This is a genomic window from Psychromonas sp. MB-3u-54, from assembly GCF_002836415.1.
Lineage (GTDB): Bacteria > Pseudomonadota > Gammaproteobacteria > Enterobacterales > Psychromonadaceae > Psychromonas.
Genome location: NZ_PJBP01000092.1, coordinates 17,659 through 28,674 on the forward strand (window position 1 = coordinate 17,659; position 11,016 = coordinate 28,674).

Annotated in this window: 14 protein-coding genes; 8 read left to right on the forward strand and 6 right to left on the reverse strand. The window is 39.4% G+C overall.

The features are described 5' to 3' along the window. Together minD and minC are read right to left on the reverse strand one after the other, a co-directional pair. Positions 1–813: a septum site-determining protein MinD gene (gene minD, locus CXF72_RS02985; RefSeq protein WP_101036796.1), complete on the reverse strand. Its 813-nt coding sequence runs from the start codon at positions 811–813 to the stop codon at positions 1–3. 11 nt (positions 814–824) lie between these two features. Next, positions 825–1,523, reverse strand: a complete 699-nt coding sequence (gene minC, locus CXF72_RS02990; RefSeq protein WP_101036797.1) for a septum site-determining protein MinC — start codon at positions 1,521–1,523, stop codon at positions 825–827. Positions 1,524–1,647: 124 nt separating this feature from the next. Here minC and CXF72_RS02995 point away from each other — a divergent pair, with 124 nt between their 5' ends. The 5 genes from CXF72_RS02995 (at position 1,648) to CXF72_RS03015 (ending at position 4,486) form a co-directional block, all read left to right on the forward strand. Next, positions 1,648–1,944: a YcgL domain-containing protein gene (locus CXF72_RS02995; RefSeq protein WP_101036798.1), complete on the forward strand. Its 297-nt coding sequence runs from the start codon at positions 1,648–1,650 to the stop codon at positions 1,942–1,944. Then, entirely contained in the window at positions 1,934–2,983 is a 1,050-nt protein-coding gene (locus tag CXF72_RS03000) for a lytic murein transglycosylase (protein WP_101036799.1), read from the forward strand. The genes CXF72_RS02995 and CXF72_RS03000 overlap by 11 nt, the downstream gene beginning before the upstream one ends. A gap of 53 nt (positions 2,984–3,036) precedes the next feature. Next, positions 3,037–3,477 (forward strand): YcgN family cysteine cluster protein, encoded by a 441-nt coding sequence (locus tag CXF72_RS03005; protein WP_101036800.1) that lies wholly within the window; start codon positions 3,037–3,039, stop codon positions 3,475–3,477. Between the two features lie 44 nt (positions 3,478–3,521). Continuing rightward, on the forward strand, positions 3,522–3,872 hold the full coding sequence (gene arsC / locus CXF72_RS03010) for an arsenate reductase (glutaredoxin) (protein WP_101036801.1): 351 nt from the start codon (positions 3,522–3,524) through the stop codon (positions 3,870–3,872). A gap of 233 nt (positions 3,873–4,105) precedes the next feature. Beyond that, positions 4,106–4,486, forward strand: a complete 381-nt coding sequence (locus CXF72_RS03015) for a DUF2069 domain-containing protein (protein ID WP_232784859.1) — start codon at positions 4,106–4,108, stop codon at positions 4,484–4,486. A gap of 59 nt (positions 4,487–4,545) precedes the next feature. Here the strand turns inward: CXF72_RS03015 and hda are convergent, their stop codons facing one another. Further along, on the reverse strand, positions 4,546–5,274 hold the full coding sequence (gene hda / locus CXF72_RS03020; protein ID WP_101036803.1) for a DnaA inactivator Hda: 729 nt from the start codon (positions 5,272–5,274) through the stop codon (positions 4,546–4,548). A 12-nt stretch (positions 5,275–5,286) separates the two neighbouring features. Continuing rightward, on the reverse strand, positions 5,287–6,351 hold the full coding sequence (locus tag CXF72_RS03025; RefSeq protein WP_232784860.1) for a DUF2066 domain-containing protein: 1,065 nt from the start codon (positions 6,349–6,351) through the stop codon (positions 5,287–5,289). A gap of 552 nt (positions 6,352–6,903) precedes the next feature. Between CXF72_RS03025 and purM the strand changes: the two genes are divergently transcribed. Further along, on the forward strand, positions 6,904–7,944 hold the full coding sequence (purM, locus tag CXF72_RS03030) for a phosphoribosylformylglycinamidine cyclo-ligase (RefSeq protein ID WP_101036805.1): 1,041 nt from the start codon (positions 6,904–6,906) through the stop codon (positions 7,942–7,944). A gap of 6 nt (positions 7,945–7,950) precedes the next feature. Beyond that, positions 7,951–8,613 carry a phosphoribosylglycinamide formyltransferase gene (gene purN / locus CXF72_RS03035; protein ID WP_101036806.1) on the forward strand — a complete coding sequence of 221 codons (663 nt, stop codon included), beginning with the start codon at positions 7,951–7,953 and terminating at the stop codon, positions 8,611–8,613. Positions 8,614–8,713: 100 nt separating this feature from the next. Here purN and CXF72_RS03040 read toward each other — a convergent pair whose 3' ends face one another. Further along, positions 8,714–9,391, reverse strand: coding sequence for an LrgB family protein (locus tag CXF72_RS03040; protein ID WP_101036807.1), 678 nt, complete (start codon positions 9,389–9,391; stop codon positions 8,714–8,716). Position 9,392: 1 nt separating this feature from the next. Continuing rightward, positions 9,393–9,803 (reverse strand): CidA/LrgA family protein, encoded by a 411-nt coding sequence (locus tag CXF72_RS03045; protein WP_101036808.1) that lies wholly within the window; start codon positions 9,801–9,803, stop codon positions 9,393–9,395. A gap of 124 nt (positions 9,804–9,927) precedes the next feature. On the opposite strand from CXF72_RS03045, the gene murQ reads away from it, so the two are divergent. Next, positions 9,928–10,827, forward strand: coding sequence for an N-acetylmuramic acid 6-phosphate etherase (gene murQ, locus CXF72_RS03050; RefSeq protein ID WP_101036809.1), 900 nt, complete (start codon positions 9,928–9,930; stop codon positions 10,825–10,827). Positions 10,828–11,016: the final 189 nt, after the last annotated feature.

An 11,016-nucleotide genomic window follows, 5' to 3' on the forward strand; every position in this document is an offset into this window, starting at 1 on the left:
TTAACCTCCAAATATACGGCTTAAAAAACTTTTCTTCTCATAGGTAACAAAACGAAGATCACGTTCAATACCCTGCAAACGATCCACTGCATCCTGGTAAGCTTTCCCTGCGTCGCTGTCTTGATTGAGAATAATAGGTTCACCTAAATTTGAAGCGCTTAACACATCTTTAGATTCAGGAATAACCCCCAATAATTCAATGCCTAATAAATCATTAATATCTTCGATGCTGAGCATCTCTTCTCGCTGAACGCGTTCCGGGCAATAACGGGTAACCAAAAGGTGTACTTTTACAGGGTCAAGTTGTTGTTCTGAGCGGTAAGATTTACTGGATAACATCCCGGTGATGCGATCGGAGTCTCGTACCGATGAAACTTCAGGATTAGTTGTCACAATAGCTTCATCTGCAAAATAAAGTGCCATCATAGCCCCCTGCTCAATCCCCGCAGGTGAATCACAGATAATGTACTCAAATCCGTCTGCTTTTAGCGTATTGATGACCTTTTCAACTCCCTCTTTGGTTAACGCATCTTTATTGCGGGTTTGCGAAGCGGGTAAAATATAAAGATCATGGATACGTTTATCTTTAACTAACGCCTGTTGAAGGTTTGCTTCGCCGTTTATCACATTAATAAAATCGTAAACAACGCGACGTTCGCAGCCCATAATCAAATCCAGATTACGCAGCCCAATATCGAAATCGATAATAACGGTTTTCGCGCCCGTCATTGCAAGCCCACTACCAATTGCAGCACTACTGGTTGTTTTACCGACACCACCTTTACCTGATGTCACGACAATTACTTTCGCCATTATATTATTCCTTAAATCTGATCTAATTTGCCCAATACAATTTGTTCATTTTGTAATGACACTATGCAACTTTTAGTAACATAATCATTCGTTAAATCATCACTTAATTTGTAAATTCCAGCGATCGAAAGCAATTCTGGTTTGAGTGCTTGACAAAAAATGCAGGCACTTTTATCGCCCTTTGCACCGGCCAACGCTTTACCACTTAATTTACCATAAATATGAATATTACCGTCGGCGATAACTTCAGCTCCGGCACCTACATCTCCATGAATCACAAGATCGGTTTCTTTAGCATAAATTTGCTGTCCAGAACGAACCCGTCCGGTATGAATTTTTGTTTTAAACTCATTAACCGCCGGCAGCTCAATCGGCTCGACTGCTGCCGGTATCGCACCTGCTATTTTGTTCGATTGGCGCAGGGAACTTCTCAATATGGCGATATGCTGTGCGCGTATCAGCTCTTTTTGCTCGCCGGATAAGTCACCTGAAATACCCACTAAAATAAAACCTTGCTCATTAATGCTCTGTTTCATGTTAGCGTAGTCTATTGTAAGTGCCGCATTCTCAATATTAACCACCACAGGTGCATTTTGAAAAAAACCCGGTGCCGTAATACTTTTTTTGTGAAGCTCTTCTGCTAAAGTAGTCAGGCTTTCACTCTCAAGATTCACTACCAACAGAGTAAAATTTGATGATTTTAGGGTCATACTCATCCTATCCGTGATTATCATAATTATTTGACTTAAAATACAGTACATTTTTTTAAAAAAAATACTGATACATGTTATAGTTTGCCATCTAAATAGGCAAGTCAAGGACTACATTACTATTATGTTATGTGCTGTATATAAAAGTATTCGCAAATCGCAGACTTATCTGTTTATTGCAAAACGTGATGATTTCTCTCCCGTACCGGCTCCACTGCTGGAGCAATTTGGTCCGCCGCAGTTAATCTCCTTATTAAACATTAATTTGCAGACAAAATTTGCTCTGGCTGAGGCTGAGAAAGTACTCTCGGCAATAACAGATAATGGTTATTATCTACAACTTCCTCCTCCTCCGGTTGATTATCTACAAGAGCACAAAGACTGGAAAAAAAAACAGCAGGCCAATGAACATGAAACTTGATCAAAAAATCACCTTCTCATCGCCAATAAAAATGTTTTTTCTAACTATTTTCAGCACCTTGTTATTTAGCCAGCTGGCTAATGCGAATAACATTAATAATGATCAAAAACCGCAAAAAATAGCATTTTCTGACTATGTGGAACAAATCAAGGTTGAAGCTAAAAAAAATGGCATCAATTCGAATGTTATCGAAAATGCATTTGCTAAAGTCGAATTTTTACAGCGCAGCGTTAAATCCGACAAAGAACAACCTGAATTTAAATTAACCCTTGATACTTATATACCAAGAGCCGTTCCCAACTGGAAAGTAGAACAAGCACGAGCAGCTTATAAAAAGCATTACCAGCTGCTGCAGGAAATAGGCAAGGCATATGGCGTACAGCCGCGATTTATTGTGGCATTGTGGGGGATTGAAACAAATTTCGGCCGCTTTACCGGCAATCATTATATTATCTCCGCTTTAACAACGATGGCCTACGAAGGTCGCCGTGAGGCATTATTCAAAAGGCAGTTATTCGCAGCGCTAAATATCTTACAGCAAGGGCACGTAGAGCCTGACAATTTTATCGGTTCATGGGCTGGCGCAATGGGACAAGTGCAATTTATGCCCACCTCTTATCTAAACTATGCCGTTGATTATGACGGTGATGGTAAAAAAGACATTTGGAATACCCACGCCGACATCTTTGCTTCTGCTGCAAATTACCTGAAAACAGAGGGTTGGAATAACAATGAGACTTGGGGACGACAAGTTATATTACCCGATAATTTTGATCTTCAATTATCCGAGAGCAAGCAAAAGAAATCACTTCAAGAATGGCAAAATTTAGGCGTTCGACGTTATGACGGAAGTGCTTTACCAAAAGTTGATATTAATGCTTCCATCGTTATCCCCGATGATAAAAATGGACGAATCTATCTCGCATACAATAACTACCATGTTTTGATGCACTGGAATCGTTCATATTATTTTGCCACGGCAGTCAGTTATTTGTCCGAACGTATTAATGAGCCGCGTATCGTTGTAACAGAGAAGTGATCACTAGTAGTCAATAAACAGACTGCAGATCCAACTTAATAAATAAGAGAAATATGAATAAATTCTGGGAATATAAAACACTATCGAGAATGTCAGACACAGAATGGGAGTCTCTGTGTGATGGTTGTGGTAAATGCTGCTTAAACAAATTAATAGATGATGAAACAGAAGAGCTACATTTCACTAATGTTTCTTGTCACCTGTTACATACAAAATCATGTCAATGTCGCAAATATGATCAACGCTTCAAACTGGTCAACGATTGTGTAAAAGTATCACTGGATGACATCCAGCAGTTTCATTGGTTACCAGCAAGCTGCGCATACCGACGCTTAGCTGAAGGCAAGCCTATACCAGAGTGGCACCCCTTAATTACAGGCAGTAAATCAGCTATGCATAAAGGGGGTTTTTCAGTGCGAGGAAAAATCATATCAGAAAGCAGCATTGACCCTGACAACCTGGAAAATTATATTGCTATTTGGCCCGCCGAATAATTGCCGCTAATAAAACTATAACAACTTAATTTATAAGGGAAAAAATGACCGACATTATAATTTATCACAACCCAAGTTGCTCTAAAAGTCGTACAACCTTAGCGCTATTGGAAGAGCAGAGCGATAAGATAGAGGTAATAAAGTATCTCGAAACACCGCCAACGGTTGAGCAACTGCAAAGCATCATTACGCTATTAGGTTTTGACTCTGCTCGTCAGCTGATGCGCTGCAATGAAGCCGTATATAAAGCGTTAAAACTTAAAGATCAGAACAATGAGCAACTTTTATTGCAAGCTATGGTGGAAAATCCCAAATTAATTGAACGTCCGATTGTATTAGCAAATGGAAAAGCTGTCATAGGTCGCCCTCCCGAGTCGGTATTAACAATACTTTAATATGTCAAAGCGGCAACGGTTTTGGCTATAAAGCGTTATGATTTTTAATAAGTTGTGCCTTATACGGTCAAAGCCGACACTGCTTTGGCTATTTTACATCGCTCGATTAAATAAGCGTTATCATTTTAATAAGTTGTGCCTTATACGGTCAAAGCCGACACTGCTTTGGCTATTTTACATCGCTCGATTAAATAAGCGTTATCATACAAAACTCTTTCAATAAGTTGAATTTTATGCAAACCCGACACTATCAATTACTTGCCAGAACGGGATATTTTGGATTACTGATCCTCATTCCTGTTTGGCATTTGTGGTTATCTCCACCTGCGTTAAATATAAGCCCTTGGCTCGTTACCTGCATCTGGTTTATTCCCCTGTTATTCCCATTAAGAGGTATTTTACAGAGTAACCCTTATACCTATGCATGGTCTAGTTTTCTGACATTATTCTACTTAATGCACAGCATTGTTATATTAATGAGTGAACCCGATGAATTAATATTGGCGAGTATAGAATTATTGCTGGCGGGTTTTTTCTTAACGGGAGATATCTATTTTGCAAAATACAGAGGTCGTGAATTAGGGTTAAGCATTCGCAAGAAAAAGAGTAGCTAGAAAAAAGTCAACTTCCACCACTTCAAGATGCTGCATCTTGAAGTGCTTATGCCCAAGCTTTATAAGACTAGCACCTCTTTGACAAAGGGAATCGTTAATTTACGCTTAGCCTCTAATGAAGCATTATCTAATTGATCAAGTGTGTCCAATAAGGTATTCATATCCCGTGATAGACGATTTAATAAAAAACGCCCAACATCTACGGGCAACTTCATGCCCTTTAATTGAGCGCGTAACTGCAGCGCACCTAGCTTGTCTTCTTCATTAAGTGGGGTTAAATGGTAACAAGCCCCCCATTCAAGTCGTGAAACAAGATCATTAAGCTTTATACCGAGTTGCTTAGGTAAATTACTTGCGCAAAGCACTAAACTGGCACCAGATGAGCGATTTTCTTTATTATCGGACCAGCGATTATAAAAATCAAAAAGCGCTTTTTCCCATTTTTCATCACCCGCGATTTCTTCAATATCATCGATGCAGACAAGCGTTACCTGTTCCATATTTTCGAAAATATCTAAGGTCATACCCTGGTAGTGTCGCAGCGGAATATAGGCGACACTTTCGCCACGCTCATCGACTTCTGAACACAATGCATGTAACAAATGAGAACGACCGCTGCCCGATTCTCCCCACATATATAAGACTGGCTCACCCAGACCCACAACACTATTTTTTAATTGTCTTAATACACTGTAATTTTGACCAGGATAAAAACTTGCAAAGGTTTCATCATCAGGAAATTTGAGTGCTAATAAAGGATATTGAAAACGTAATTCATCCTGCGGCATGAAGTTCCCTAATTAACGCCAGTTAAAGTGAAATTTTTCACTTTGAGAAGCATCTAATTGTAAGTTAGTTTGTACATTAAGTGCATTTTCAAAACTATTAATGCCACCATTTACCTTCACATTGACCTTTACCTGCATGGCATCAACGCTCACGACTTCATAGGATGCAATTGCCAGAATGCCTGATAATACTTGATTTAATTTTTCATGTTGCTGCAGCGAACTGATACCGCTGATGTAAATACTTTGCGAAAATTTATCAGCATCCGTTGCCAATATTGCATATTGGTCAGCATAATAATCAGCAATTTTGTTGGTCATATCGCTTAAAACAACACTTTTCTCGCCACGTAATTGCTCAGAGAGGACTACTTTATTTTTCATTGATTGTGGGCTGTTATAGACGAGTACCCACTCCAAATCCCATGTTTTTTCATCTTTTTGTTTTAAATTAGCAACACTAAACAGGCTGGCATCATAACGCTCTGAAGCCAGGGCTATCTGATCAAAAAATCGACCGGAAACATCTGATAGAGAGACAGCCAAATTATCATCAAGATCCATTAGCGGGAAACGTAAGTTAATACCGCGCTCCTGCTCTGTACTTTTTAGTACCAAAGAAAGCACATCATCCTGATCACCGTTAATCATAGTATCTGAGATAAGTTTACGTTCACCCTCACTCTCAACAATTAACCAAACTAATGTCCGGGGACGAGTTTCGCCCCAAACCGGCTGCCCCATCTCTTTTAGTGCCTGGTTTATTTTACTTGGATCAAACACCGCCATAAAATAACGGTTATTCTCAATATTGCGATAACCAAATTGAGATAACAAATTTTGGGTTTTTTTCAATAATTGTTGGCTTTCATCCAGTCTGTTGACCTGTGAATTGCCCGACACTTTAATCAAGACTTGCTGTAATGCCAGCTCCTTTAACTGCTGTTCGCCCTGTTTCTCTACAATAATATTTCCCTGGTAAAGGTTTTCAAACTGGTTGGCTAACACGCAAGACGTGAAAGAGATGAACGAAATAAATAACACAAAAAATTTACACACAACGAACATTGGTTTCATTAATATAACTACCATTCAAGCAACAATAACATGATCATAAGCAGATATAATTCTATTGCAAGTTGATAATCATATTTAATCGTAATTACACTGGGATCGGCTGATCTTTGATCTGCATTTTGCGGAAATTTGTGCGCACTTTATACTGGGCAGAGCCTGCGCTGCGTTGATTAAAGTTTACAGTGAATAACCATGCTTCATTCTTCATACATTAATTCAGAACGGTTTCAGATTGAACGAAATTTAACCTCGCGAGATTAACAGCCCCTAATAACTGCCAGCGCCGTAATAAATTATCTTGAAAAGATTAGGCAAAGAAAGTAACAGAAACAAAAATAAGATACTATACGGGCCAAATAGCAATTAAATCTTAAGTCATGTCATAATAAAGAGGACATGACTTAAAAAAAACGCGAAAATTTACTTAAACCAGCCATTCAATGCATAAATAATTAGATCCTTGTCATATAAATGCTAAAATGCAGCTGTTTTAACCCATCAAATTCTATAAAAGCGAAATCGCTTTTAAATTAAATTCTGCGAGGAATGCAAGTGAGCAACGAAAAAACCTCTTTAAGCTATAAAGACGCTGGTGTTAATATTGATGCTGGTACAGCATTAGTTGAACGTATTAAAAGTGTAGCAAAACGTACTAAACGCCCGGAAGTAATGGGTGGATTGGGTGGTTTTGGCGCATTATGCCAACTGCCTACAGGTTATAAAGAGCCTTTATTAGTTGCAGGTACTGACGGTGTCGGTACAAAACTGCGTCTGGCAATTGACCTGAAAAAACACGATACAGTCGGTATCGATTTGGTTGCAATGTGTGTAAATGACCTTATCGTTCAGGGTGCTGAACCGTTATTTTTCCTCGATTATTATGCAACAGGAAAACTCGACATTGATGTAGCTGCTGCCGTTGTAACCGGTATAGGTACTGGTTGTGAGCTTGCAAACTGTTCGCTTATCGGTGGTGAAACTGCTGAAATGCCGGGCATGTACGAAGGTGACGATTACGATATAGCCGGATTCTGTGTGGGTGTTGTTGAAAAAGCTGACGTTATTGACGGGACGAAAGTAGCCGCCGGTGATGCGCTAATTGCAGTCGGTTCAAGTGGTCCTCATTCAAACGGTTACTCTTTAGTGCGTAAAATTTTAGAAGTATCAAAAGCGGATACCAGTGCACCCTTTGGTGACTCAACATTGGGTGAAACATTATTAACACCCACTAAAATTTACGTAAAATCAACTCTGGAATTAATCAAAAACTGCCCTGTGCATGCGATTTCTCATATTACAGGCGGTGGTTTCTGGGAAAATATTCCACGCGCATTACCCGCCGGAAGCAAAGCGGTTGTTGATGGTAAAAGCTGGGAATGGCCTAATATTTTCAACTGGTTACAAGAGAATGGTAACGTCAAAACAGAAGAAATGTACCGTACATTTAACTGTGGTGTTGGTTTAGTGATTGTTGTGCCTAGCGCGGAAAAAGACAGAGCAGTTGAAATACTAACCGCTCAAGGTGAAAATGCCTGGGTACTTGGTCATATCGAAGACGCAGCAGCAGATGAAGCACAAGTAGAGATTAACTAAACAATTATGGCTATTTTAGCAACTAAAAAAATTGTCGTTCTGCTTTCTGGTAACGGTAGTAATCTGCAAAACATCATAGATAAGCTGCATAATACCGAGCTTAATAATCAGCATGTCGAAATTGTTGCCGTATTAAGCAATAAAGCCGATGCCTATGGTTTACAGCGCGCTCAGGATGCGGGCATTAAGCATAAGGCGATTATCAGCAAAGGTATTAGTTCACGCGAGCAATATGATGCTTTATTAAGCCGGGAAATTGATCAATACCAACCGGACTTGATTGTTATGGCGGGTTTTATGCGTATTCTATCAGCTCAATTTATTGATAAATATCCGGGTAGAATGCTCAATATCCACCCTTCTTTATTACCGAAGTATCAGGGTACAAATACGCATCAAAGAGCTATAGATGCAGGTGACTCAGAACATGGAGCAAGTGTTCATTTTGTTACCGAAGAATTAGATTCCGGCGCAACTGTTTTACAAGCGAAAGTACCTATTTTCAGTGAAGATAACGCGGAAAAGCTTGCCGAACGCGTATTAACTCAAGAACACTTAATCTACCCTTTAGCCATACAGTGGTTTTTATCCGGTCGTTTAAGTATGCTAAACAACCATGCGCTACTAGACGGTTTAATCTTGCCTGCTAATGGTTACGCTGCTGATTAATTTTATAACTACGCAAATCACTTGAAGATGCAGCATCTTCAAGTAATTTAGGTATAAACCAAACTCAAAAAACCGAAGTTAATCTTCGGTTTTTTTTTCGTTAAAAAAGGACAGCATATAACAGAGGCATCAAAATGGCTGATAAAATAGCGCAGATAATAAGTGAAATCGACGCAAAAGCGCCAGCCACTTTATCTGTTTCCATTATTTTAGCTGTGCCAAGCGCGTGTGCAGCACACCCCATTGCGACACCCTGCGCCTGATTATCTTTAATCCCGCATAATTTATAAAAAACCAGGCCAATACTTCCGCCGAAAATACCAACACAAACAACCATCGCAGCCGTTAATGATGGTATCCCGTTTAAACTATCACTGATCTCCATCGCGATCGGCGTCGTAACATGTTGTCCTGCCAGCGAGGCAGCAGTCACCAGATCAGCCCCTAAAAGTGGCATAAGAAATAACGCACAACTAAAAGCTATCAACACGGCTAACAAACAGGCGCTTACAATAATATTAAATTTTTCTTTAATAAGATGCAGTTGCAGATAAAGCGGTAATGCGAGGATCACAATCGCAGGCTCTAATAAAGCGGTGAGCAGAGAGGTACCCCGTGCATATTCTAAATAATCTAATTTAAGAAAATAATGAAGTAATAATAATGATCCAACGGATAATAAAAATGGATGGAATATTGCCCAGGGTTTAATTGCGTATAACGCTTTACTGGCAAAAAATATTAATAAGGTGCAGGGCAGCGCCAGATAAAACAGCATATTAAAGATCCTCTTTTTTATTTAAAAACTGGTACAAATGCCCGACGGATAAAAGAATTAATAAGGTTGTAAAAAAGAATGAAAATGTAATCACAAACCAATGGTCAAAAATAAGCGCAAAATGATTGGTTAACCCGACACCGACAGGAACAAACAACAGCGCCATATACTTTAGCAGCAGGGAGCCAGAGATCATTATCCATTCAACCTTAATGAGTCGCAAATTCAATGCCGAAAACAGTAAGAGCAATCCGAGAATACTGCCTGGAAAAGAAAAAGGCAGATAACTGCTGATTAGTTTTCCAACACTTAAAAATAATAAAATTATCAAAAAACCTCTTGAAAAATCAACAATTTTATCAACAGGTTTAAACTTTTTAAATTGTAAAAAGAGGGTGTTAAAGTTCATCATGTTATATTGAACCTATTAATTTTAGAAGGTTGGTATATTATATCGAAAGACTGAATTGAAGGGTAATAACTTTATTTATCGAGATCAAAAAAATCTATCACCTTATTAATTAAAGAGCACAAAGATGTCAAAACCTCCAGCAAGTTTAATGACCGAGAGCCGTAACGCCGCAAGCAGTCAGATTGATACGCTATCGACCCTTGAAATGCTTAAAGTGATTAATGCAGAAGACAAAAAAGTTGCATTGGCGGTGGAATTGACACTGCCGGCAATCACCCAAGCGGTTGATTTAATTAGTGCTGCTTTCCATAAAAAGGGACGACTTATTTACTGTGGTGCGGGTACCTCGGGCCGTTTGGGTGTTTTAGATGCCAGTGAATGCCCACCAACTTTCGGAACACCCGCTGAGCAGGTAACGGCTTTGATTGCAGGTGGTCATGAGGCGATATTAAAAGCCGTAGAAAATGCAGAAGATAATCATCAAGCGGGTCAGTCTGATTTAGAGAATATCAACTTCAATAAAAATGACATTTTGGTAGGCATAGCAGCCAGTGGCTCTACCCCCTATGTTATCGGGGCAATGCACTATGCAAAATCTATTAATGCACAGGTAATCAGTATTAACTGTAACCCCGACAGTCTGATGTCCAGAATATGTGATATTAATATCTGCGCCGTGGTGGGCCCGGAAGTGCTAAGCGGTTCATCACGTTTAAAAGCTGGAACAGCCCAAAAATTAATTTTAAACATGCTCAGCACAGGTGCGATGGTCCGTACTGGTAAAGTCTTTGGTAATTTAATGGTGGATGTGCAGGCAACAAACATCAAGCTTGTCGAACGACAAAAAAGGATCGTTGTCGCAGCAACCGATTGCCAGCGCGAAGAAGCAGAAAAGGCCTTACTGCAATGTAACGGGCACTGTAAAACAGCCATTGTAATGATCTTAACCAATACGAATGCAGATCAGGCAAGGTTATTATTAGCTAAAAATAACGGTTATATCCGTCAATCCATTGTTAAATAAAGGGGTTTTAAAGGTCATTTTTTTCTGGCAGACTAAAGGTTGAGGTGCATAACCATTAAACAGCCTTGACATACTCCCCCACTAAATTTGCTCGCTTAAAGCTCACAATATTTTGAAGGGGATTCCCAGTGATCACTCGCTAGGATTTCCTCTATCAACACGCCTTCACTAGACAAAAATAACTTACGC

Coding starts and splice junctions, on each gene's coding strand:
- hda (WP_101036803.1), bottom strand. CDS start 5,274: ATGCCGCAGGATGAATTACGTTTTCAATATCCTTTATTAGCACTCAAA.
- murQ (WP_101036809.1), top strand. CDS start 9,928: ATGTCAAAACCTCCAGCAAGTTTAATGACCGAGAGCCGTAACGCCGCA.
- CXF72_RS03025 (WP_232784860.1), bottom strand. CDS start 6,351: ATGAAACCAATGTTCGTTGTGTGTAAATTTTTTGTGTTATTTATTTCG.
- CXF72_RS03005 (WP_101036800.1), top strand. CDS start 3,037: ATGAATAAATTCTGGGAATATAAAACACTATCGAGAATGTCAGACACA.
- CXF72_RS02995 (WP_101036798.1), top strand. CDS start 1,648: ATGTTATGTGCTGTATATAAAAGTATTCGCAAATCGCAGACTTATCTG.
- CXF72_RS03015 (WP_232784859.1), top strand. CDS start 4,106: ATGCAAACCCGACACTATCAATTACTTGCCAGAACGGGATATTTTGGA.
- minC (WP_101036797.1), bottom strand. CDS start 1,523: ATGACCCTAAAATCATCAAATTTTACTCTGTTGGTAGTGAATCTTGAG.
- CXF72_RS03000 (WP_101036799.1), top strand. CDS start 1,934: ATGAAACTTGATCAAAAAATCACCTTCTCATCGCCAATAAAAATGTTT.
- purN (WP_101036806.1), top strand. CDS start 7,951: ATGGCTATTTTAGCAACTAAAAAAATTGTCGTTCTGCTTTCTGGTAAC.
- minD (WP_101036796.1), bottom strand. CDS start 813: ATGGCGAAAGTAATTGTCGTGACATCAGGTAAAGGTGGTGTCGGTAAA.
- CXF72_RS03040 (WP_101036807.1), bottom strand. CDS start 9,391: ATGCTGTTTTATCTGGCGCTGCCCTGCACCTTATTAATATTTTTTGCC.
- arsC (WP_101036801.1), top strand. CDS start 3,522: ATGACCGACATTATAATTTATCACAACCCAAGTTGCTCTAAAAGTCGT.
- CXF72_RS03045 (WP_101036808.1), bottom strand. CDS start 9,803: ATGATGAACTTTAACACCCTCTTTTTACAATTTAAAAAGTTTAAACCT.